This window comes from Oryzihumus sp. JJN4-3R (assembly GCF_057747915.1).
The window spans coordinates 3,172,840-3,195,508 of sequence record NZ_CM173229.1; the positions used below are offsets into that span (position 1 = coordinate 3,172,840).

A 22,669-nucleotide genomic window follows, 5' to 3' on the forward strand; every position below is an offset into this window, starting at 1 on the left:
CGATGACCCGCCTGCTCGTCATCGCAGCGGTCCTGGCCGGGCTGTGGGCGCTCAGCTGCGCCCTCATGGTCCTGTTCGCGCACCGGCTGCCACCCGGGCTGCTGCGGGACGTCGCCGAGTTCCTGCCCGCCTGCGTGACCACCGCGCGCCGGCTGCGGCGGCACCCGGACGTGCCGCGGCGGGCCAAGGTGGCGCTGCTCGTGGCCATCGTGTGGGTGGTCTCGCCGATCGACCTGCTCCCGGAGTTCCTGCCGGTGATCGGGCCGCTGGACGACGTCGTCGCCGTGGTCCTGCTGCTGCGGTATGCCGCCCGCAGTGTCCCGCGGGAGACCCTCCTGGGTGCGTGGCCGGCGAGCCCGCGGCTGCTCGAGCGGGTGCTCGACGGGCGTGCCGCGGCGGGGGAGGGGCCCGGGGTGCAGGGCCGTTAGGGTCCCTCCATGCCGCAGACGCCCGGCCTCCCCGTGGTCCTCGACGTCGACACGGGGGTCGACGACGCCTGCGCCGTGCTGCTCGCGGCGCGCCACCCCGGGCTGGACCTGCGCGCCGTGTCCTGCGTCGGCGGCAACGCCAGTGTCGACGACGTCGTGCGCAACACGCTGACCGTGCTCGACGCGGCGGGACGGCCCGACGTGCCGGTGGCCCAGGGCGCCGCCCGGCCGCTGCTGGAGCCGCCGCGCGAGGCGCGCCACGTGCACGGCCAGGACGGGATGGGCGACCTCGACTGGCCCCGCTCGACCCGCGAGCCGGACCCACGCCACGCGGTCGAGATGCTGCTCGACGTGCTCCTCGACGCCGCCGCCGGGCCGCCGTCCAACCGCATCACGCTCGTGCCGCTGGCGCCGCTCACCAACATCGCGCTGCTGCTGCGGATGTGGCCCGAGGCGGCCAGGGGGCTGCGCGAGATCGTCTTCATGGGCGGGGCCGCCCACATCGGCAACGCCACCGCCTCGGCGGAGTTCAACGTCTGGCACGACCCCGAGGCCGCGGCCGTCGTCCTCGAGGCGTGCGCCGAGCTGGGCGTGCCGGTGACGATGTACGGCCTCGACGTCTTCTACGACGTGCGGGTCACCGCCGGCGAGGCGGCGACCCTGCGCGCGGGTGATCCGGGTGGTGCCGGGGACCTCGCGGGGCAGCTCATCGCGTTCCAGTGCGAGCGCTTCGACACCCCGGACGCGACCATCGGCGACGCCGGTGCGGTGTGCGCCGTCATCGACCGCACCGGCCTGCGCACCGAGCAGCTGCCGGTCCGGGTCGAGCTCGCCGGGCACTGGTCGCGCGGGCGCACGATCGTGGACCGCCGCGACTGGTCCGGGGACCTGGCGCATGACCCGCACGGCGTGGCCCCGACGAGCGTGGCGGTGGCGATGGGCGTCGACGCCGAGCGCTACGCCCGGCTCTGGCTCGACACCGTCGGCGGCCGCCGCTGATGGGCACGCCGACGCGCCGGGTCGTCGTCCTCGGGTCGCTCAACGTCGACCTCGTCACCCGCGTCGAGCGGCACCCGCGGCCGGGGGAGACCCTGGTCGGGGAGGGCCTGGAGCGCTTCGCCGGGGGCAAGGGCGCCAACCAGGCGGTGGCCGCCCGGCGCGCCGGCGCGGACGTGGTCATGGTCGGGGCGGTCGGTGAGGACGCGGGTGGCTCGGCCTACCTGGCCCGGCTGGCCGGTCTCGGGATCGACACCGGCGCCGTCGCGGTGGTGGGCGGCGAGGTGACCGGGCACGCGATCATCACCGTGGACGCCGCCGGCGAGAACGCCATCGTGGTGGTGCCCGGGGCCAACGCCGCGGTCTCCGCCGACCACCTCGCCGCGCTGGTGGAGATGGCCCCCGGCGACGTGCTGCTGGTGTCGATGGAGGTGCCCGCCGCGGCGGTGGCCGCCGCCGTGCGCCGGGCCGCCGACCGCGGAGCCCGCGTGGTCCTCAACCTCGCGCCGTATGCCGCCCTCCCGCCCGACGTCGTCGCCCTCGCCGACCCGGTGGTCGTCAACGAGCACGAGGCGCTCGCGCTCGCCGACTCCGAGCTGCTGCCCGGCTCGCTGCTGGTGACCTTCGGGGCGAACGGCGCGGCGTGGGACGGCATACCGGCTCCGGCCGTGGGCGTGCCGGAGGGGGAGGTGGTCGACACGACCGGGGCCGGGGACGCGTTCTGCGGCGCGCTGGCCGCGGCCCTGGCACGCGGCCTCGGGCGCGACGACGCGCTGGCCGCGGCCCTGGCGGCCGGCGCCGAGGCGGTCCGCCACCACGGGGCGCAGCCCGACCCCGAGCTCTGAGAGGTGGTCAGGCGGGGCGGACGGCCAGGACGACCTGCTGGCCGGCGACCCGGGTCAGCACCACGGTCAGCTCGGTGGTGCCGGTCAGGCGCAGCTGGCGGCGCAGCGTGTCGGAGTCGGTGCTGACGCCGCGCTTCTTGATCGTCAGGTTGCCGATGCCGCGCTCGCGCAGCCAGGCGCGCAGCGTCTTGACGTGGAAGGGCATCGCCTCGGTGACCACGAACCGCCTCGCCCACGGCAGGTCCACTGCCCGGTCGGCGCTGACGTAGCCCAGACCGGTGTCCACCTCGACGCCGTCGGTCTCGGCCGTGAGCGCGCCCACCAGGCCGGCGCGGATGACGGCCCGGTCGGGCTCGTAGAGGAACTGGCCCACGTCGGCCAGCGACGCGGCCGTCGGCGCCGGCAGCGGCGCGTCGGCCTGGGTGACCGTCGAGGCCTCGCCGCCGGGTCCGAGGACCAGCGCGCTGCGCCCGGCGCGGTCCACGAGGCCGCCCCACCACACCGCGCACTCGAGGACCTCACCACCGAGGGAGGTCCACTGCGCCTCCGCGCCGGGCGGCAGCGAGGTGTGCGGGAAGGCCGGGCTCAGCTTGGCGCCGGTCGCCGGGAGGGCGGTCGCGATCTCGCGGACGGTGTCCCAGCTGGGGGAGATGGCCTGCAGGCTGAACACGCGTCGGGTCCGGCCCTTGGCGTCGGCGACCCCGGGGGTGCGCCGGGCCGGGTCGAGCCACGCGCCGGCGTGCCGGGCCGCCTCACCGGTGGGCAGCTCGGTCTCCTCGACGGTGCGCACCAGGGTGCGGGCCGAGGGCCAGTGACGCAGGTTGACCCCGGCGATGGCCGCGGCCACCTCGTCGGCGTCGACGGCGGTCACCTCCAGGTCGAGCCCGGCGAACGCCATCGCGTCCGAGCCGATGCCGCAGCCGAGGTCGAGCACGTGCTGGACGCCCGCCTCCCGGAAGCGGGAGGCGTGCCGCGCGGCGATCTCCAGCCGGGTCGCCTGCTCCAGGCCGTCGGCGGTGAACATCATCCCGCCGGCGAACTCCCCGAACTTCTCGCGCGCCCTGGCACGCAGCCGCGACTGGGTCAGCGCCGCGGCCACCAGCTCGGGGTCGAACCCGGCCTCCCGCAGTCGCTGGCCGAGCTGCATGGCCGTGGACTCGTCATACGGGGGGAGCGACTGCAGCAGCCCCCATCCCTCGCCCGAGACGAGCTTCTCCACCGCGGCGAGGTCCATGGCGCACATCCTCCCGCATGAGCGGGCCGTGCCGCGCACCGCTCGCCGGCTGGCACTCGAGTTGACCGAGTGCTAAGTGCAGACCTAGATTCTGACTTGGCACTCGCCCCCGGCAAGTGCCAGCCGCGGCCCCACGGCGCGTCGACCCCCGCGACGGCGACGCACCCGCCAGACCGCACCAGAGCAGTTCCACCAACGTCCACATCGACATTCCCGAAGGGGAGGTCAGCACGTGTCGGTTTCCATCAAGCCGCTCGAAGACCGCATCGTCGTGAAGTCCGTCGAGGCCGAGCAGACGACGGCCTCCGGTCTGGTCATCCCGGACACCGCCAAGGAGAAGCCCCAGGAGGGCGAGGTCCTGGCGATCGGTCCCGGCCGCATCGACGACAAGGGCAACCGCGTCCCGCTCGACGTTGCCGTGGGTGACAAGGTCATCTACAGCAAGTACGGCGGCACCGAGGTCAAGTACGCCGGCGAGGAGTACCTCATCCTCTCCGCCCGCGACGTCCTCGCGGTTGTCACCAGCTGAGCTTCTGCTCCGTATGACGCGCCCCGGCGACGTGCCTGACACCAGGTGCGCGTCGGGGCACGTCCGTTGAACCACCCCTTACGACTGAAGGACACACTTCATGCCCAAGACGCTGGAGTTCGACGACTCCGCCCGCAAGGCGCTCGAGCGCGGTGTGGACGCCCTCGCCAACGCCGTCAAGGTGACGCTCGGCCCCAAGGGCCGCAACGTCGTCATCGACAAGAAGTGGGGCGCCCCCACCATCACCAACGATGGCGTGACCATCGCCCGTGAGGTGGAGCTCGAGGACCCCTACGAGAACCTCGGCGCCCAGCTCGCCAAGGAGGTCGCGACCAAGACCAACGACGTCGCCGGTGACGGCACGACGACGGCCACGGTCCTGGCCCAGGCCATGGTCAAGGAGGGCCTGCGCAACGTTGCCGCGGGCGCCGCCCCCGCCGGCCTCAAGCGCGGCATCGACAAGGCCGTCGAGGCGGTCAACACCCGCCTGCTCGACACGGCCCGCGAGGTCGAGGGCAAGGACGAGATCGCCCAGGTCGCCACGCTGTCCGCGCAGGACGCCACCATCGGCGACCTCATCGCCGACGCGTTCGACAAGGTCGGCAAGGACGGCGTCATCACGGTCGAGGAGTCCTCCACGACCGCGATGGAGCTCGACTTCACCGAGGGCATGCAGTTCGACAAGGGCTACCTCTCGCCCTACTTCGTCACCGACGCCGAGCGCATGGAGACCGTCCTCGAGGACGCCTACGTCCTGATCAACCAGGGCAAGATCTCCGCCGTCGCCGACCTGCTGCCGGTGCTGGAGAAGGTCGTCAAGTCGGGCAAGCCGTTGCTGATCATCGCCGAGGACATCGAGGGCGAGGCCCTGTCCACCCTGGTGGTCAACAAGATCCGCGGCACCTTCAACGCCGTCGCCGTCAAGGCGCCCGGCTTCGGTGACCGCCGCAAGGCGATGCTGCAGGACATGGCCGTCCTCACCGGTGGCCAGGTCATCTCCGAGGAGGTCGGGCTCAAGCTCGACCAGGCCGACCTCGACGTGCTGGGCCAGACCCGCCGCGTCGTCGTCACCAAGGACAACACCACGATCGTCGACGGCGCCGGCGCTGCTGACGACGTGGCGGCCCGCGTGCACCAGATCAAGGCCGAGATCGAGCGCACCGACTCCGACTGGGACCGCGAGAAGCTCCAGGAGCGCCTCGCCAAGCTCTCCGGCGGCGTCTGCGTGATCAAGGTCGGCGCGCACACCGAGGTCGAGCTCAAGGAGAAGAAGCACCGCATCGAGGACGCCATCTCGGCAACCCGCGCGGCGATCGAGGAGGGCATCGTCGCCGGTGGCGGCTCCGCCCTCGTCCACGCCTCCGCGGTGCTCGACACGCTCGCGCTCGAGGGTGACGAGGCCACCGGCGCCAACATCGTGCGCAAGGCCGCGGCCGAGCCGCTGCGCTGGATCGCCGAGAACGCCGGCCTGGAGGGCTACGTCGCCGTCTCCAAGGTCCGCGAGCTCGCGGTCGGCAACGGCCTCAACGCCGCGACCGGGGAGTACACCGACCTGGTCAAGGCCGGCGTCATCGACCCGGTCAAGGTGACCCGCTCGGCGCTGCGCAACGCCGCGTCGATCGCCTCGATGGTGCTCACCACCGACACCCTGGTGGTCGAGAAGAAGGTCGAGGAGGAGCCCGAGGCCGGCGGCCACGGGCACGGTCACGGCCACGGTCACTGACCCACCGCTCCACACGGCGAAGGCCGCAACCCGCTCGGGTTGCGGCCTTCGCTGCGTCTGTATGGCGAACCACCCGCGTGGCTGCGTCCCTGCCGCCCCTCGCCTTGCCTGCGGCTGCGTTCGTCTCCCGGCTCACCTCGCGTGCGGCCGGGGCAATGGCCCGGCGCCTGTCGCTGCGCTCCTTGACGGCGCTGCCGCCATCACCCGAGCCGCCGACGTGGTCACCGTTCAGACCAACGCGGGCGCGCGGCATACCTCTCCTGTCACCGACGGCGGGCCGAGCTGGACCAGTGCCGAACCTGGCATCGCCAGGACGGGACCAGGTTCGTCACACCTGACCCGGTACAAAGCCGCGCGGAGGTGACGAAAGTGCGCGTCCGTCGCCGGGGTCAGGCGGCGACGACGTTGATGACCGTGGTGCCGATCTCGACGGTGCTGCCGACCTGGACCTGGCGGCCGCGGCGGGTCTCGACCTCGCCGTCGACGCTGACCTCCCCGGCCTCGATGGCCGTGCGGGCCTGGGCGCCGTCCTCGACGGCGTTGGCGAGCTTGAGCAGCTGGCCGAGACGGATGGCCTCGTCACGGATGGGCACGTCGATCGTCTGGTTCACGGGTCCATCATCCCGGTTGAGCGGACGACCAGGGCAACGGGCGTGGCACCGGGCCGCAGCCCGCGCGCAGGTTCGTCACAGTTCCGCGGAGACGTAGCCGCGTGGGTGTGACGAAACCGTGTCACGGGCGGTATGCCGGGCGCCCAGACGAGGGGTGCGGGAGGCGAGGGCACGACATACGACAAGGGCCGTGACCCGGGTGGGTCACGGCCCTTGCTGCCAGCGGCGGTGTCAGCTGGCGGCCGGGATGGCCGTCGTGCCGGTGTAGGCCGCCTCGCGCTCGTCCTCGGTCATGCCGCCCCAGACGCCGTAGGGCTCACGCACCTTCAGTGCGTGCGAGCGACACTGGGTGAGCACCGGGCACGCCCGGCAGACGGCCTTCGCGGCGCTGTCACGGTTGCGCCGGGCGGGGCCTCGCTCGCCCTCGGGGTGGAAGAACACATCGGGGTTTTCGCGCCGGCAGGAGCCTTCGAGCTGCCAATCCCACAGATCCGCAACCGGCCCCGGCAAGCGAGAGATTTCGGCCAATGGTGCCTCCTCCATCGTCCCGGCCCCTCGGGCCGGAGCAGCGTGCTGTCTTTCCTGGCCTTGCACTGTCGTCTGTTGCCTGCACAACAGGTCGTGTCGTGGATCGGGCACACCGTGACGTGTGGCCGGCCCAAGCCACCCCCGTCCCCGGGACGCTACCTGTGGCCACCGGGTGTGAACAGGGATCGAGTGTCAAGAAATCTTCAAGACATTGGCGACCACCACCCGAGAGAATCCGGCGACAAGGTATTGGCCCAGCACCTAGGGTGTGCCCACCATCGCTTGGGCGGAAACGTGGGGGGCGCGATGTCGACGGTGCTGGTGTGCGTGGGTGACCCGGGGGCACGGGAGCGGCTGCGCCAGTCGGTGCAGCAGGTCCACGGCGTGACCCGCGTGATCACGGTCGACTCGGCGCAGGAGGCCCTGGCGCGCGTCGTGATGGAGCGCCCGACGCTGACCCTGCTGGAAGCCGACGGGCCGCAGGTCGACGGGGCGGCGATGCTGCCCAAGCTGCTCGAGGCCCAGCCCAGCGCCAACGTCGTGATGATCGCGCCGACCGGCCACACCGACCCGGTGGCCGAGGCGGTGGCCGCCGGGGCGATCGGCTACGTGCACGAGGACGTCGGCCGCGAGCAGCTGGTCCACGTCGTCGCGCAGGGCATCGCGCGGGCGAGCCTGCGTCCCCCGGCGGGCCCGACCCCGCTGACGCCGCGGGAGCTGGCGGTGCTGGAGGGGATGAGCCGGGGGCTGAGCAACCCCGAGATCGGAGCCGAGCTCTTCCTCGCCGCCGAGACGGTCAAGACCCACGCCAAGCGGTTGCTGCACAAGCTCGGCGCTCTGGACCGGGCGCACGCCGTGGCGCTGGCCTTCCGTCAGGGCCTGCTGCGCTGACCTGCCGTGACATGGGCAACGGCTGCCGCCGGCGGCCGTCCGGTGGCGCTCGGGCGCTGCCGTAGAATCGCTCAATGAGCATCGAGGCTGCCCCCGACGTCCCTGCTCCGTTCGCCAACCTCGGCCTGACCTTCGACGACGTCCTGCTGCTCCCGGGCGCGACCGACGTCATCCCCAGCGAGGCCGACACCACGGCCCGCCTCTCGCGCAACATCACCGTCAAGCTGCCGCTGGTGTCGGCGGCCATGGACACGGTCACCGAGGCGCGCATGGCCATCGCCATGGCCCGCCAGGGCGGCCTCGGCATCCTGCACCGCAACCTCTCGATCGAGGACCAGGCCGCCCAGGTCGACCTGGTCAAGCGCTCCGAGTCGGGCATGGTCACCGACCCGGTGACGACCACGCCGGACGCGACGCTGGCCGACGTCGACGAGGTCTGCGGCCGCTTCCGCGTCTCGGGCCTGCCGGTGGTCGACCCCGACGGCCTGCTCGTCGGCATCATCACCAACCGCGACCTGCGCTTCGAGACCGACTTCTCGCGCCGCGTCGAGGAGGTCATGACCCGCATGCCGCTGGTCACGGCCCCGGTGGGGGTCGACAAGACCGAGGCCCTGGCGCTGCTGGCGAAGAACAAGATCGAGAAGCTGCCGCTCGTCGACGGCGCGGGCCGGCTCAAGGGTCTGTTCACCGTCAAGGACTTCACCAAGTCCGAGCAGTTCCCGCTGGCGACCAAGGACGAGTCCGGCCGGCTGCGCGTCGGTGCCGCCATCGGCTTCTTCGGTGACTCATGGGACCGTGCCATGGCACTGGTCGAGGCCGGGGTCGACCTGCTCATCGTCGACACCGCCAACGGCCACGCCCAGGGCGTGACCGACATGATCCGCAAGCTCAAGGGCGAGCCGGCCGCCGCCCACGTGGACATCGTCGGCGGCAACGTCGCCACCCGTGATGGCGCTCAGGCCCTCATCGACGCGGGCGCCGACGGCGTCAAGGTCGGAGTCGGCCCGGGCTCGATCTGCACCACCCGCGTGGTCGCCGGTGTCGGCGTCCCGCAGGTCACCGCGATCTACGAGGCGTCCCTGGCGTGCAAGGCGGCCGGCGTGCCGGTCATCGGCGACGGCGGCCTGCAGTACTCCGGGGACATCGCCAAGGCGCTCGTCGCCGGCGCCGACACCGTCATGCTCGGGTCGCTGCTGGCCGGCTGCGAGGAGAGCCCGGGCGAGCTGGTCTTCATCAACGGCAAGCAGTTCAAGTCCTACCGCGGCATGGGCTCCCTCGGGGCGATGCAGACCCGCGGGCGCGGCCAGTCCTACTCCAAGGACCGCTACTTCCAGGGCGACGTCACCGACGACGACAAGGTGGTGCCCGAGGGCATCGAGGGCCAGGTGCCCTACCGCGGGCCGCTCGCCGCGGTGGCCTACCAGCTCATCGGTGGCCTGCGACAGTCGATGTTCTACGTCGGAGCCCCGACGATCCCCGAGCTGCAGGCCAGGGGCCGGTTCGTGCGGATCACCTCCGCGGGCCTGAAGGAGAGCCACCCGCACGACATCCAGATGACCGTCGAGGCGCCCAACTACAGCCGGCGCTGAGGCCCTCGTGCCGACCGCGCCCGTGCCCCCGCCGATGCGGGGCACGGGCGCAGTTGCGTCGCCGGTAGCCTTGCGGCGTGACTGAGATCGAGATCGGCCGCGGCAAGCGCGGTCGCCGCGCCTACTCCTTCGACGACATCGCGGTCGTGCCCTCGCGGCGCACCCGCGACCCCGAGGAGGTCTCGGTCTCCTGGCAGATCGACGCCTACCACTTCGACCTGCCGGTCATCGCGGCGCCGATGGACTCGGTCATGTCGCCCGAGACCGCGATCGCGTTCGGCAAGCTCGGCGGCCTGCCGGTGCTCGACCTCGAGGGCCTGTGGACCCGCTACGAGGACCCGGCGCCGCTGCTGGCCGAGATCGCCGCGCTCGGCCCGGAGTCGGCGACCTCGCGGATGCAGGAGATCTACGCCGAGGACATCAAGCCCGAGCTGATCTCCCAGCGGCTCAAGCAGATCCGGGAGGCGGGCATCACCGTCGCCGGCGCCCTGTCGCCGCAGCGGACCCAGGAGCACTGGAAGACCGTCGTCGACGCCGGCGTCGACCTGTTCGTCATCCGCGGCACCACCGTCTCGGCCGAGCACGTCTCCGGCCGGGCCGAGCCGCTGAACCTCAAGCGCTTCATCTACGAGCTCGACGTGCCGGTCATCGTGGGCGGGGCCGCGTCCTACACGGCCGCCCTGCACCTCATGCGCACCGGCGCGGCCGGCGTGCTCGTCGGCTTCGGCGGGGGCGCCGCCCACACCACCCGCCTGACCCTGGGCATCCACGCCCCGATGGCCTCGGCCATCGCCGACGTCGCCGCCGCGCGCCGCGACTACATGGACGAGTCCGGCGGCCGCTACGTGCACGTCATCGCCGACGGCGGCATGGGCCGCAGCGGGGAGATCATCAAGGCCGTGGCCTGTGGCGCCGACGCCGTCATGCTCGGCGCGGCCCTGGCGCGCGCGACCGAGGCTCCCGGCCGCGGATACCACTGGGGCCCGGAGGCCCACCACCAGCAGCTGCCGCGCGGCGAGCGCGTCGCGGTGGGGGCGCTCGGCTCGCTCGAGGAGATCCTGCTCGGGCCCGGCCGCGTCGCGGACGGCACCACCAACCTCATCGGAGCGCTGAAGCGGGCCATGGCCACCACCGGCTACTCCGACCTGAAGGAGTTCCAGCGCGTCGAGGTCGTCGTCGCGCCCTACCAGCGCAGCTGACACCCGAGGGAGTCCCGATGGAGTCCACCGCCCTGTCCCCGGCCGAACGCACCCGTGCGCTCGCCGCCATGCAGGAGGAGGAGCTCGACGTCGTCATCATCGGCGGCGGGGTCGTGGGGGCCGGGGCGGCGCTCGACGCCGCCACCCGTGGCCTGTCCGTGGCCATCCTGGAGGCCCGCGACTGGGCCTCGGGCACCTCGAGCCGGTCCAGCAAGCTGATCCACGGTGGCCTGCGCTACCTGGAGATGCTCGACTTCCGGCTCGTGCGCGAGGCCCTGCGGGAGCGGGCGCTGCTGCTGCGCACCCTGGCCCCGCACCTGGTCCGGCCGGTGCCCTTCGTCTACCCGCTGACCCACCGCCTCTGGGAGCGGCCCTACGTCGGGGCCGGCCTGACCCTCTACGACTCCCTGGGCGCGGTGGCGTCCTCCGCCCGGGGCGTGCCCCGGCACCGGCACCTGACCCGGCGGCAGGCGCTGTCGCTGGTCCCCAGCCTGCGCAAGGACTCCCTCGTCGGAGCGGTGCAGTACTACGACGCCCAGGTCGACGACGCCCGGCACACGATGACCCTCGTGCGCACGGCCGTCTCCTACGGCGCGCTCGCCGCGAACCGCGCGCGCGTCACCGGCTTCCTGCGCCAGGGCGAGCGGGTCACCGGGGTCAAGGTCCGCGACCTCGAGACCGGCCGGGAGCTGGAGATCCGCGCCAAGCAGGTCCTCAACGCCACCGGCGTGTGGACTGATGACACCCAGGCGATGGTGGGGCAGCGCGGCCAGTTCCGCGTGCGGGCCAGCAAGGGCATCCACCTGGTCGTGCCGCGGGACCGGATCCAGTCCCAGAGCGGGCTGATCCTGCGCACCGAGAAGTCGGTCCTCTTCGTCATCCCGTGGGGTCGGCACTGGATCATCGGCACCACCGACACCGACTGGAGCCTGGACAAGGCGCACCCGGCGGCCAGCAGCCGGGACATCGACTACCTGCTCGAGCGCGTGAACTCCGTCCTGCTCACCCCGCTCACCCGGGAGGACGTCGAGGGCGTGTATGCCGGGTTGCGCCCGCTGCTCGCGGGCGAGAGCGAGCAGACCTCCCAGCTCTCCCGCGAGCATGTGGTCGGCCACCCCACGCCGGGCCTGGTCGTCGTCGCCGGAGGGAAGTACACGACCTACCGCGTCATGGCCGCCGACGCCGTCGACGAGGTGGCCCGCGGCCTGGACGGGCGCGTGCCGGGCTCGTGCACCGCGCGCATCCCGCTGCTGGGGGCCGAGGGCTACGACGCGGCGTGGAACGCCCGGCACCGCACGGCCACCCGCTACGGCGTGCACGTCGCCCGCGTCGAGCACCTGCTGGGCCGCTACGGCTCGATGGTCGAGGAGGTCCTCGACCTGTGCGCCGAGGACCCCGACCTGGCGCGCCCGCTGCCCGGCGCTGACGACTACCTCGCCGCCGAGGTCGTCTACGCCTGCACCCACGAGGGTGCCCGGCACCTCGACGACGTGCTGACCCGGCGCACCCGCATCTCGATCGAGACGTGGGACCGCGGAGTGTCCACGGCGGAGGCTGCCGCGACCCTGATGGCCTCGGTGCTCGGCTGGAGCGCCGAGCAGCAGCGCAAGGAGATCGAGCACTACCTCGCGCGGGTCGAGGCGGAGCGGGCCTCCCAGGAGCAGCCCGACGACGAGACGGCCGACTCCGCCCGCCTCGGGGCACCGGAGATCGTCCCGCTCAGCTGATTCCCCGGCTGTCCACCGTGGTTACCGACGGGTAGCCAGCCGGGCGGGAGCGAAATACCCTGCCCTCATGCCCCCGGAGACCCTCGCCGACCCCGAGACCGACCCCACCGCGACGTATGCCGTCGACCCGGCCCTCGCACGCCGGCTGACCTCCCTGGTGGTGTGCGCCCCACGCCCGCAGACGGTGCTGACCCACACCCCGATGACCGGGGCGCCGCTGGCCAGCCTGCCGATGAGCAGCGTCGAGGACGTCGAGGTCGCCTTCGCCGGGGCACGCGCCGCTCAGCGCTCGTGGGAACGGACCCCGCTGGCGCACCGTGCGGGGGTGCTGCTGCGCTTCCACGACCTGGTCCTCGCCGAGCAGGTGGAGCTGCTCGACCTCATCCAGCTCGAGTCGGGCAAGGCGCGCCTGCACGCGTTCGAGGAGGTCGCCGACACCGCGATCGTGGCCCGGCACTACGCGCGGCGGGCCTCGTCCTACCTGCGGCCGCGGCACCGCCAGGGCCTGTTCCCCCTGCTCAGCCAGGCCGTCGAGGTGCGCCACCCCAAGGGGGTCGTGGGCATCGTCTCCCCGTGGAACTACCCGCTGTCGATGGCGATCACCGACGCGCTGCCTGCCCTGCTGGCCGGCAACGCCGTGGTGCTGCGCCCCGACACCCAGACCGCGCTGACCGCGCTGAAGGCCGTGGCGCTGCTGCGCGAGGCCGGGGTGCCCGACGGCGTCCTCCAGGTGGTCCTCGGCGACGGGCGCACCATCGGCCAGGCCGTCGTCGACCGCGGTGACTACGTCTGCTTCACCGGTTCCACCGCGACCGGGCGCACCGTCGCCGAGTCCGCCGCGCGGCGCCTGGTCGGGGTCTCCCTCGAGCTCGGCGGCAAGAACACGATGTACGTCGCCGCCGACGCCGACCTGAACCGCGCGGTCGAGGGGGCGGTGCGCGCCTGCTTCTCCTCCGCCGGACAGCTGTGCGTCTCGGTGGAGCGCCTGGCCCTGCACCAGGACATCGCCGAGGCGTTCCTGCAGCGGTTCGTCCCGGCGGTGCAGCAGCTGCGGCTCGGCCCGGAGCTGGCCTACGGCACCGACATGGGCACCCTGGCCTCGGCCGCCCAGCTCGAGCGGGTCAGCGCCCACGTCGAGGACGCCCGCCGCCAGGGCGCGCGCGTGCTGACCGGCGGCATCGCCCGACCCGACCTCGGGCCGTACTTCTACGAGCCGACCGTCCTCACCGACGTCACCCCGGAGATGGCCTGCCGCGACGAGGAGACGTTCGGCCCGGTGGTCTCGGTCTACCTCGTCGGCTCCGACGCCGAGGCGGTCACCCTGGCCAACGACAGCGACTACGGCCTCAACGCCTCGGTCTGGACCCGCGACGTCCGCCGCGGCCGGCGCATCGCCGCCGCCATCAAGGCCGGCACCGTCAACATCAATGAGGCCTACGCGGCCGCCTGGGGCAGCGTCGCCGCGCCGATGGGCGGCATGAAGGACTCCGGGCTGTCCCGCCGTCACGGCGGGGAGGGCATCCACAAGTACACCGAGGTGCAGAACATCACCACGCAGCACGTCCTCGGCTTCGGGCCGCCGTTCGGGATGAGCGACGAGACGTGGGCGCACACCCTGACGCTGGCCCTGTCGGTGATGAAGCGGGTCGGCCGCCGGTGAGCGCCACGCCAGCGACGCCGCGGCAGGTCGACCACGACGTCGTCGTCATCGGCTCCGGCTTCGGCGGCTCGGTCACGGCGCTGCGGCTGGCCGAGAAGGGCTATGGGGTCCACGTCTACGAGGCCGGCCGGCGCTTCGCCGACACCGACTTCGCCCGCACGTCCTGGGACCTGCGCCGCTACCTGTGGGCCCCGCGGCTGAAGTGCTTTGGCGTGCAACGGATCCACCGGCTGCCCGACGTGATGATCCTCGCCGGCGCGGGGGTCGGCGGTGGCTCGCTGAACTACGCCAACACCCTCTACGTGCCCCCGACCCCGTTCTTCCGCGACCCGCAGTGGGGGCACATCACCGACTGGCAGGCCGAGCTGGCGCCCCACTACGCCACCGCCTCCCGGATGCTCGGCGTGGTCACCAACCCCTGCGACGGCCCGGTCGAGCAGCTGATGCGCCAGACCGCCGAGGACCTCGGCGTCGGTGACACCTTCCGCAAGACCCCCGTCGGGGTGTTCTTCGGCCCGCCCGGGCAGCGGGTGCCCGACCCCTACTTCGGTGGCGCCGGCCCCGACCGCACCGGCTGCACCCAGTGCGGCAACTGCATGGTCGGCTGCCGCGTCGGGGCCAAGAACACGCTGGTCAAGAACTACCTCGCCCTCGCCGAGCGGCGGGGCGTGAGCATCGAGCCGCTGCGCACGGTGGTCTCCGTGCGACCCGTGGACGAGGCCCGCCGCGAGGCGGGCTACCTCGTGACCACCGAGGCGACGGGGGCATGGCTGCGCAAGTCACGGCATACGGTCACGGCGGGACAGGTGGTCTTCGCGGCCGGAGCCTGGGGCAGCCAGCAGCTGCTGCACCGCCTCCGGTATGCCGGTGAGCTGGCAGACCTCTCGCCTCGCCTCGGGGAGCTCACCCGCACCAACAGCGAAGCGCTCGGCGGCGCCATGACCGAGCGCGCGCCCCGCGACATCGACCTGACCCGGGGCGTGGCGATCACGTCCTCGTTCCACCCCGACGCCGACACGCACGTGGAGAACGTCCGCTACGGCAAGGGGTCCAACGCGATGGGGCTGCTCGCGACGATCCTCGTCGACGGCGGCGGGCGGGTGCCGCGGCCGGTCCGCTTCCTCGGTGAGGCGCTGCGCCACCCCGTGGTCTTCATCCGCTCCTTCTCGGTCTTCCGCTGGAGCGAGCGCACGATCATCGGCCTGGTCATGCAGAGCCGGGACAACTCGCTGACCGTCTCGCCCCGGCGGGGGCTGTTCGGACGGGTCCGGCTGACCTCCCGCCAGGGCCACGGCGAGCCCAACCCGACGTGGATCCCGGCGGCCAACGTCGCCCTGCGCCGGCTGGCCGCGCGGCTGTCCGAGCGCACCGGCCTGCGCGCCTTCCCGGGCAGCTCGCTGGGGGAGATCGCCGACATCCCGATGACGGCGCACTTCCTCGGCGGTGCGGTCATCGGCGACTCGCCGCAGACCGGTGTGGTCGACCCGTACCACCGGGTGTGGGGCTACCCGGGGCTGCACGTCGTCGACGGGTCCGCGGTCTCGGCCAACCTCGGGGTGAACCCGTCGCTGACGATCACCGCGCAGGCGGAGCGCGCGATGTCGTTGTGGCCCAACGCCGGAGAGGCCGACCCGCGGCCGGCGCAGGGTGTCGCCTACGAGCGCCTGGAGCCGGTGGCGGCCAGGGACGCGGTGGTCCCGGCGGGCTGAGCCGTCAGCCGTCCGGAGGCGCTGCGGAAGGCGGTGCCCCCTGCGAGACGCCCCGAACAGCACGACGCCCCGGACAGCACGACGCCCCGGCCGGACGAGCCGGCCGGGGCGGGACCCCGTGTCACCCCTGTGCAACACAGGGCCCCGGAGTGAGGTGCATCTGCACCCCCCTGCAAGTGCAGATGCACTGAGCTCCGGGGACTGTGGTGCGGCTGCGAACGAGCCGGGGGTGGAGTTCGCAGCCGCACCGAGGCCGGAGCGTGAGCGTCCGACCGCCATGAGAACGACGCGACCTGACCCGGGTTACGGGTGTTTTGTCCCGGATCTGGCCGGCTCCGGCTCGTCCCGCCACGACCGCCAGAGGGCGGCGTAGGCGCCGTCGGCCTCGATCAGCTCGTGGTGCGTGCCGATCTCGGAGATGTCCCCGTCCTCGACCACGGCGACCCGGTCGGCGTCGTGCGCCGTGTGCAGCCGGTGGGCGATCGCGACGACCGTGCGGCCTTCGACGACGGCGGCCAGGGAGCGCTCCAGGTGGCGTGCGGCGCGCGGGTCCAGCAGTGACGTCGCCTCGTCCAGGACGAGGGTGTGCGGGTCGGCGAGGACCAGCCGGGCGAGCGCCAGCTGCTGGGACTGGGCCTCGGTGAGCCGGTGGCCCCCGCTGCCGACGACGGCGTCGAGCCCGTCCGGAAGGGCCAGGGCCCACTCGGCGGCATCGACCGCACGCAGGGCGTCGACCAGGACCTCACGAGAGGCGTCCGGCCGGGCCAGGAGCAGGTTGTCCTCGAGCGTGCCGACGAACACGTGGTGCTCCTGAGTGACCAGGGCGACCTCGCCGCGCAGCCGGTCCAGCTCGAGGTCGACCAGGCGCACGCCGCCGACCTCGACCCGGCCGCTGCGGGGGCCGTCGATGCCGGCGAGCAGCCGCCCCAGGGTGGACTTGCCGGCGCCGGACGGGCCGACGATGGCCAGCCGCTCACCGGGGGTCAGTGACAGCGACACGCCCTTGAGCACGTCGCGGCCGGTGCGGTAGCTGTAGCGCACGTCCTCGACCTCGACGCGCCGGTCGGCCGGCACGGCGCCGGTGGCCTCGCGGTCCGGCGGCACGTCGGCGACGCCGATGACCCGCGCCAGTGACGTCGCCCCGACCTGGATCTCGTCGAGCCAGCCGAGCAGCTCATCGAGCGGGCCGGCCAGCTGCTGGACGTAGAGCACGACCGTGGTGACCGTGCCGACGGTGGCGTGCCCCGCCGCGACGAGCCAGCCGCCCCAGACCAGCGCGCCGGCGACCGGCAGCAGGTAGGCGAACTCGATCTGGGGGAACCACGCCAGGCGCAGCCGCAGGGTGTAGACCTCGGCGTCGAAGCAGGCCCGCAGCGCCTCGTCGATGCGCCGGCGGCGCTGGGGCCCCAGGCCGAGCGCGTCCACGGTGCGGGCGCCGTCGACGGTCTCGGTGATGACGCCGTTGGTGACCGCGTAGGTGGCCCGCTCGCGCAGGTAGCCGTCGGGCGCCCGCCGCAGGTAGCGGCGGGTCGAGAGCCACATGAGCGGCACGCCCAGCACGATCGGCAGGGCCACCAGGGCGCTGGTGAGCACCGCGGCGGCCACGGTCAGCACCGTGGTGACGACCGCGACGAACAGCGACGGGATGCCGAAGCGCACCACCTGCGAGAGGGCCTCGACGTCGTTGGTCGTGCGCGAGACGAGGTCGCCGGTGCCGGCCCGCTCCACGGTGGACAGCGGCAGCGAGGTCACCCGCGCGATGAACTGCTCGCGCAGCTCGGCGAACACCGTCTCGCCCATGACGAACGACTCGCGCCGCGCGGCCCACATCAGCCCCGTCTGCAGGACGACCGACACCGCGAGCCAGAGGGCCAGGGTGTCGACGTGCTGTTGCGTCGTGCCGTGGGTGACGGCGTCGACCAGGCTGCCGATGAGCCGCGGCGCGGCCAGCGCCGCGAGCGCGGCGAGGGCGTGCAGCCCCACGACCCGGGCCATCGCGCCCCGGTGCTCCCGCAGCAGGCCGCGGGCATGGGTGCGCACCGAGGCCACGTTGGCCACGGGCAGGGTCCGCGCGGCCGGTTCGGTGGTCAGTGCCATGTCAGCCCTACTCCCCTCGCGCGACGGTGTCGCGGTATGCCGTGCAGCTCGCCATCAGCTCGTGGTGCGTCCCGGCGGCGACCGCCCGGCCCTGCTCGAGGAAGACGACGCGGTCGGCCTGGTCGAGCACCAGCGGGCTGGCGGTCATCACCACCGTGGTGCGTCCGCGCCGGGCCTCGGCGAGCCGTCCGGCGATCCGGGCCTCGGTGTGGGCGTCGACGGCGCTGGTCGGCTCGACCAGCACAAGGGTTTCGGCGCCGGTGAGCAGCGCACGGGTGAGCGCGAGTCGTTGCCGCTGACCGCCGGAGAAGGACCGGCCGCGCTCCTCGACCTCGCTGTCCAGGCCAGCGGGCAGCGCCTCGAGGACGTCCTCGCCGCTGGCCACCGACAGCGCCTGCAGGATCGCCGCGTCGTCGTGTCGCCCGCGCGGGTCGAGCTCGGCGCGCAGGGTGCCGGTGAACAGCCGGGGGTCGTTCTCGCTGACCACGATCCGGCGGCGCACGGTCCCCAGGGGCAGGTCGGCCAGGTCGACGCCGCCGAGGCGGGCGTGGCTGCGGGTGTGGCCGAACCGGCCCAGCCGGTCGGCGAGGGCCGAGGACTCCTCGGGGCGGACCGAGACCACGGCGGTCATCGTGCCGGGCTCGATGGAGACTCCGCTGGTGGGGTCGACCAGGGCCGAGCCGGCAGCCGGCTCGGCCGCCGGCACCTGCGACGCCCCGGAACCAGGCGCCACGGTCGGGTCGGCGTGGTCGGGCTCGACCGACAGCACGCGGATGATCTTGCGCGCCCCGATGAGAGCCCGGGTGGCCCGGTCGGCGAACTCGGTCGCGGTGCGCAGCGGGATGACGAGGAAGGCCGAGTAGCCGTAGAAGGCGACCAGGTCTCCGGGGGTGATGGTGCCCGCGAGGGCGAACCGCGCGCCGAGCCAGGTGACCAGCACGACGAAGACGCCCGGCAGCAGGACCTGTGCCGCGTCGAGGGCGGCCTGCACCCCCGCGACGTTCACCCCGACCAGGCGCACCTGCTGGGACTGGGCCTCGTAGCGGCGCAGGAACGTCTGCTCGCCGCCGATGCCGCGCAGCACCCGCAGGCCGGCGACGGTGTCGGCGCCGAGGGTGGTCAGCTTGCCGGACTCCTCGCGCTGGGCGGCCTGGCGACTCTGCAGCGGGCGCAGGATGAAGGACAGCGACGCCACGAGAACGGGCACCCCCAGCAGCACCAGCAGGCCGAGCGGCCGGCTCGTGCCGAGCAGCACGACCGCGACGACGACGTAGGACACCACCGCGCCCGCGAAGCGGGCGGTCACGTCATACAGGCCACCGAGGCGCAGGGAGTCGGAGGCGACGGTCGCGACGACCTCCCCGGTCGGGATCGACCGGGGCAGGGCCTCGCCGGTGTCGGCGCCCTTGTAGCCGATGAGCTGCACGGAACGGTAGGAGGAGCGCAGCCAGTTCTCGACGGCGAACCGGTGGCGCGCCGCGCCCGACGCGGCCCCGATCGCGCCGAGCAGCAGGATCACCCCGCCCCACAGCAGCAGGCGGCCCGTGTCGTGGGCGATGACCCCCTGGTCGATGCCGCGGCTGACCGCCAGCGGCAGGAGCGCCTGGCTGACCATCCACACCACGCCGAAGCAGATGCCGCAGAGCAAGGTGCGCCACTGTCCCCGGGCGACCCACCACAGGAGTCGGGACGGGCTGCGCAGGTCGGGGTTGCCGGGGTCGGCGTAGGGCAGCGGCTGCATCAGGGGACCCACGGTAGGGGCGGGCACTGACGCGGGGACACCGGTTTTCGGGCGGGCGACGAGGCGGGCCGGGGGTGGTCGGGCACGGCTCCCAGGGGACGACATCAAGCCCGCTCGAGGTCAACCCGGGGCAGGTGCCGACGGGCCTCCCAGCCACGTCACCTAGCCTGTGGGCGTGCTGCGGACCGCCCTTCGACCCCGCTGGCTGGGGCTGTTGGCCCTGGTCGTCGTCGTCATGGTCACCTTCACGCTGCTCGGGCTCTGGCAGCTCAACGTCGCCCGCGACAAGGGGCGCACCGAGGCCATCAAGGCGGCGCCCTCGCGGCCGGTCGCCGCGCTCACGACGGTGGTGCAGCCCAACGCCTCGTTCCCCCCGGACGGCTCGGGCCGGCGGGTGACCGCCACCGGCCGGTATGACGCGGCGGAGCAGGTCCTCGTGACCCCTCGCCTCCTGCACGGCAGCAAGGGCTACTGGGTGGTCACGCCCCTCGTGGTCGACGGCACGGGCGCGCGCCTGGCCGTCGTCCGCGGCTTCGTCACCGACCCGGCCCGGGCGACGCGGCCCACCACGGGCCCGGTGACCGTCACCGGCAGCCTGGCCCCGGCGGAGGCCCCGGCCGATGCCGCGGCCTCCCTGCCGGAGGGGCAGCTCGGCTCGGTCGACCTGGCTGACCTGGCCAACCGCTGGGACGGGCGCATCTACAACGCCTTCGTGTTCGCCACGGCCGAGCGGCCCGACGTGACGTCGGCCACCGGCCCCGGGATCGTCCGGGTGCCGCCGCCCGCACCCGTGGGCGCGGGGCTGGCACTGCGCAACGCGGCATACGCCGTGCAGTGGTGGATCTTCGCGCTCTTCGCCCTCTACATGTGGTGGAGGATGGTGCGTGACGAGTACGAGCGTGAGCAGAAGGAGGGCCAGGCGCATCCGGCGCCGGCCCCCGAGAGAGAGGTATCGGATGTCTGAGCAGGCGATCGACGGCGCGAAGGCGGAGTCCGTCCGCAAGGCGCTGGGGTTCTACAAGGTGATGTCGGTCGTCGCCGGTATCGCCCTGTTCATCCTCGTCGTCGTGGTGGTCATCCACTACGGCTTCGACAACCCCAAGCCGTCGGAGACCTGGAGCCCGATCCACGGCCTGATCTACTTCGTCTACGTGATCTCCACCGCCAACCTCGGCTTCAAGGCCGGGTGGAGCCTGGGCCGCATGGTCCGGATCATGCTGGCCGGCTTCATCCCCGTGCTGCCGTTCATCGTGGAGCGCAAGGTGGCCCGGGAGGTCGAGGCCCAGCTGGCCGCCGTTACCCTTGCCGGGTGACTGAAGCGCTCCAGGCCCGACCCGTCCTCGTCGTCGACTTCGGGGCGCAGTACGCCCAGCTGATCGCCCGCCGCGTGCGGGAGGCCAACGTCTACAGCGAGGTCGTCCCGCACACCATGCCGGTGGCGGACATGCTCGCCAAGGACCCGGCCGCCGTGGTGCTCTCCGGTGGGCCGTCCTCGGTCTACGACGAGGGTGCCCCCGCGCTCGACGCCGCGCTGCTCGAGGCCGGGGTGCCGGTGTTCGGCATCTGCTACGGCTTCCAGTCGATGGTGCAGGCGCTCGGCGGAACGGTGGCGCACACCGGGCTGCGCGAGTACGGCGCCACGATGGCCACCGTCTCCGACACGGCCTCCACCCTGTTCAACGGGCAGACCCCGGAGCAGTCGGTGTGGATGTCGCACGGCGACTCGGTCTCCGAGGCGCCGGCCGGCATGCGGGTCACCGCCTCGACGCCGGCGGCACCGGTGGCGGCGTTCGAGGACGACGAGCGCAAGCTCTACGGCGTGCAGTGGCACCCCGAGGTGATCCACTCCACGTTCGGCCAGCGGGTGCTGGAGAACTTCCTCCTGCGTGGCGCCGGGCTGGAGCCGACGTGGACCGCGTCCAACGTGGTCGAGGACCTCGTCGAGTCGATCCGCGAGCAGGTCGGCGAGGGGCGCGTGCTCTGCGCCCTGTCCGGCGGCGTGGACTCCTCCGTCGCGGCGGCCCTGGTGCAGAAGGCCGTCGGCGACCAGCTGACCTGTGTCTTCGTCGACCACGGCCTGCTGCGCTCCGGCGAGGCCGAGCAGGTCGAGGAGGAGTTCGTTGCGGCCACCGGGGTCGACCTGGTCGTCGTCGACGCGAAGGAGCAGTTCCTGTCGGCGCTGGCCGGGGTGTCCGACCCCGAGGAGAAGCGCAAGATCATCGGCCGGGAGTTCATCCGGACCTTCGAGCAGGCCGCGCGCGACGTGGTCGGCTCGGCCGACGCCGAGGGCCACCCGGTGGAGTTCCTCGTGCAGGGCACGCTCTACCCCGACGTGGTCGAGAGCGGCGGCGGCACCGGCGCGGCCAACATCAAGAGCCACCACAACGTCGGCGGGCTGCCGGAGGACCTGCAGTTCAAGCTGGTCGAGCCGCTGCGCACGCTGTTCAAGGACGAGGTGCGCCAGGTCGGCCTCGAGCTCGGCGTGCCCGAGGGCATCGTGTGGCGCCAGCCGTTCCCCGGCCCCGGCCTGGGCATCCGCATCGTCGGCGAGGTGACCGCCGAGCGCCTGGAGATCCTGCGCGCCGCCGACCAGATCGCCCGCGAGGAGCTGACCACCGCCGGCCTCGACCGCGACATCTGGCAGTGCCCGGTCGTGCTGCTCGCCGACGTGCGCTCGGTGGGCGTCCAGGGCGACGGCCGCACCTACGGCCACCCGATCGTGCTGCGCCCGGTCTCGTCCGAGGACGCCATGACGGCCGACTGGACCCGCCTGCCGTATGACGTGCTGGCCCGGATCTCCGGCCGGATCACCAACGAGGTGCGCGAGGTCAACCGCGTGGTGCTCGACGTGACGAGCAAGCCGCCGGGCACCATCGAGTGGGAGTGACCTCCCGGCCCTGACGCCGCCCGGCCCGACGTCGCCCGGCCTGACGTCGCCCGGCCTGACGTCGCCCGGCCTGACGTCGCCCGCCCCGACGCCGGCGTCGGGAGCGCCGCCCGGACGCGGTTTCGTCACACCTGCGCGGAGACGTTGCCGTCGATCTGTGACGAACGCGTACCGACGGTGCCGAAAGGGTTGTCCACAGGGGTCGGCCCCGTCGTCCCACCGTCCACAGGCCGGGGCGGGCTGATGGCTCGGGCGCCGACGCCTGGCGACACTGC

Annotated in this window: 19 protein-coding genes; 14 read left to right on the forward strand and 5 right to left on the reverse strand. The window is 73.2% G+C overall.

Annotation, left to right across the window (positions count from 1 at the left end):
* Window positions 1-2 precede the first annotated feature (2 nt).
* The 3 genes from AC3ANM_RS15215 to AC3ANM_RS15225 are packed head-to-tail and all read left to right on the forward strand — an operon-like array spanning window position 3 to window position 2,269.
* Window positions 3-428, forward strand: coding sequence for a YkvA family protein (locus AC3ANM_RS15215; RefSeq protein ID WP_488285257.1), 426 nt, complete (start codon window positions 3-5; stop codon window positions 426-428).
* 9 nt (window positions 429-437) lie between these two features.
* Window positions 438-1,427: a nucleoside hydrolase gene (locus AC3ANM_RS15220; protein ID WP_488285258.1), complete on the forward strand. Its 990-nt coding sequence runs from the start codon at window positions 438-440 to the stop codon at window positions 1,425-1,427.
* Window positions 1,427-2,269, forward strand: a complete 843-nt coding sequence (locus AC3ANM_RS15225) for a ribokinase (protein ID WP_488285259.1) — start codon at window positions 1,427-1,429, stop codon at window positions 2,267-2,269. Before AC3ANM_RS15220 ends, AC3ANM_RS15225 begins: the two co-directional genes overlap by 1 nt.
* A 7-nt stretch (window positions 2,270-2,276) precedes the next feature.
* On the opposite strand, the gene AC3ANM_RS15230 is transcribed toward AC3ANM_RS15225, so the two are convergent.
* Window positions 2,277-3,503, reverse strand: a complete 1,227-nt coding sequence (locus AC3ANM_RS15230) for a THUMP-like domain-containing protein (RefSeq protein ID WP_488285260.1) — start codon at window positions 3,501-3,503, stop codon at window positions 2,277-2,279.
* A gap of 232 nt (window positions 3,504-3,735) precedes the next feature.
* Here AC3ANM_RS15230 and groES point away from each other — a divergent pair, with 232 nt between their 5' ends.
* A complete protein-coding gene (groES, locus tag AC3ANM_RS15235) occupies window positions 3,736-4,032 on the forward strand; it encodes a co-chaperone GroES (protein ID WP_141787203.1) in 297 nt (98 codons plus the stop codon).
* 100 nt (window positions 4,033-4,132) lie between these two features.
* Entirely contained in the window at window positions 4,133-5,755 is a 1,623-nt protein-coding gene (gene groL, locus AC3ANM_RS15240) for a chaperonin GroEL (protein WP_488285261.1), read from the forward strand.
* Window positions 5,756-6,144: 389 nt separating this feature from the next.
* On the opposite strand, the gene AC3ANM_RS15245 is transcribed toward groL, so the two are convergent.
* The gene (locus AC3ANM_RS15245) at window positions 6,145-6,366 is read right to left on the reverse strand and encodes an RNA-binding S4 domain-containing protein (protein ID WP_488285262.1); all 222 of its coding nucleotides are present in this window, start codon (window positions 6,364-6,366) and stop codon (window positions 6,145-6,147) included.
* A 231-nt stretch (window positions 6,367-6,597) separates the two neighbouring features.
* A complete protein-coding gene (locus tag AC3ANM_RS15250; protein ID WP_488287963.1) occupies window positions 6,598-6,894 on the reverse strand; it encodes a WhiB family transcriptional regulator in 297 nt (98 codons plus the stop codon).
* Between the two features lie 306 nt (window positions 6,895-7,200).
* On the opposite strand from AC3ANM_RS15250, the gene AC3ANM_RS15255 reads away from it, so the two are divergent.
* The 6 genes from AC3ANM_RS15255 to AC3ANM_RS15280 all read left to right on the forward strand — a co-directional run bounded on the left by AC3ANM_RS15255 (window position 7,201) and on the right by AC3ANM_RS15280 (window position 15,669).
* Window positions 7,201-7,785: a LuxR C-terminal-related transcriptional regulator gene (locus tag AC3ANM_RS15255; RefSeq protein WP_488285263.1), complete on the forward strand. Its 585-nt coding sequence runs from the start codon at window positions 7,201-7,203 to the stop codon at window positions 7,783-7,785.
* A gap of 74 nt (window positions 7,786-7,859) precedes the next feature.
* Window positions 7,860-9,374, forward strand: coding sequence for an IMP dehydrogenase (gene guaB / locus AC3ANM_RS15260; RefSeq protein WP_488285264.1), 1,515 nt, complete (start codon window positions 7,860-7,862; stop codon window positions 9,372-9,374).
* A 77-nt stretch (window positions 9,375-9,451) separates the two neighbouring features.
* Window positions 9,452-10,573, forward strand: a complete 1,122-nt coding sequence (locus AC3ANM_RS15265) for a GuaB3 family IMP dehydrogenase-related protein (protein WP_488285265.1) — start codon at window positions 9,452-9,454, stop codon at window positions 10,571-10,573.
* 17 nt (window positions 10,574-10,590) lie between these two features.
* A complete protein-coding gene (locus AC3ANM_RS15270) occupies window positions 10,591-12,300 on the forward strand; it encodes a glycerol-3-phosphate dehydrogenase/oxidase (protein ID WP_488285266.1) in 1,710 nt (569 codons plus the stop codon).
* Window positions 12,301-12,367: 67 nt separating this feature from the next.
* A complete protein-coding gene (locus AC3ANM_RS15275; RefSeq protein WP_488285267.1) occupies window positions 12,368-13,960 on the forward strand; it encodes a succinic semialdehyde dehydrogenase in 1,593 nt (530 codons plus the stop codon).
* A complete protein-coding gene (locus AC3ANM_RS15280) occupies window positions 13,957-15,669 on the forward strand; it encodes a GMC oxidoreductase (protein ID WP_488285268.1) in 1,713 nt (570 codons plus the stop codon). Before AC3ANM_RS15275 ends, AC3ANM_RS15280 begins: the two co-directional genes overlap by 4 nt.
* A 303-nt stretch (window positions 15,670-15,972) precedes the next feature.
* On the opposite strand, the gene AC3ANM_RS15285 is transcribed toward AC3ANM_RS15280, so the two are convergent.
* Window positions 15,973-17,766, reverse strand: coding sequence for an ABC transporter ATP-binding protein (locus AC3ANM_RS15285; protein ID WP_488285269.1), 1,794 nt, complete (start codon window positions 17,764-17,766; stop codon window positions 15,973-15,975).
* Window positions 17,767-17,773: 7 nt separating this feature from the next.
* On the reverse strand, window positions 17,774-19,507 hold the full coding sequence (locus tag AC3ANM_RS15290) for an ABC transporter transmembrane domain-containing protein (RefSeq protein WP_488285270.1): 1,734 nt from the start codon (window positions 19,505-19,507) through the stop codon (window positions 17,774-17,776).
* 175 nt (window positions 19,508-19,682) lie between these two features.
* Here AC3ANM_RS15290 and AC3ANM_RS15295 point away from each other — a divergent pair, with 175 nt between their 5' ends.
* Genes AC3ANM_RS15295 through guaA form a run of 3 tightly spaced genes read left to right on the forward strand, consistent with a single transcriptional unit; the run spans window position 19,683 to window position 22,394 of the window.
* The gene (locus tag AC3ANM_RS15295) at window positions 19,683-20,471 is read left to right on the forward strand and encodes an SURF1 family protein (RefSeq protein ID WP_488285271.1); all 789 of its coding nucleotides are present in this window, start codon (window positions 19,683-19,685) and stop codon (window positions 20,469-20,471) included.
* Window positions 20,464-20,820 carry a DUF3817 domain-containing protein gene (locus AC3ANM_RS15300; protein WP_488285272.1) on the forward strand — a complete coding sequence of 119 codons (357 nt, stop codon included), beginning with the start codon at window positions 20,464-20,466 and terminating at the stop codon, window positions 20,818-20,820. The genes AC3ANM_RS15295 and AC3ANM_RS15300 overlap by 8 nt, the downstream gene beginning before the upstream one ends.
* A complete protein-coding gene (guaA, locus tag AC3ANM_RS15305) occupies window positions 20,817-22,394 on the forward strand; it encodes a glutamine-hydrolyzing GMP synthase (RefSeq protein ID WP_488285273.1) in 1,578 nt (525 codons plus the stop codon). The genes AC3ANM_RS15300 and guaA overlap by 4 nt, the downstream gene beginning before the upstream one ends.
* The last annotated feature ends 275 nt before the right edge of the window (window positions 22,395-22,669 follow it).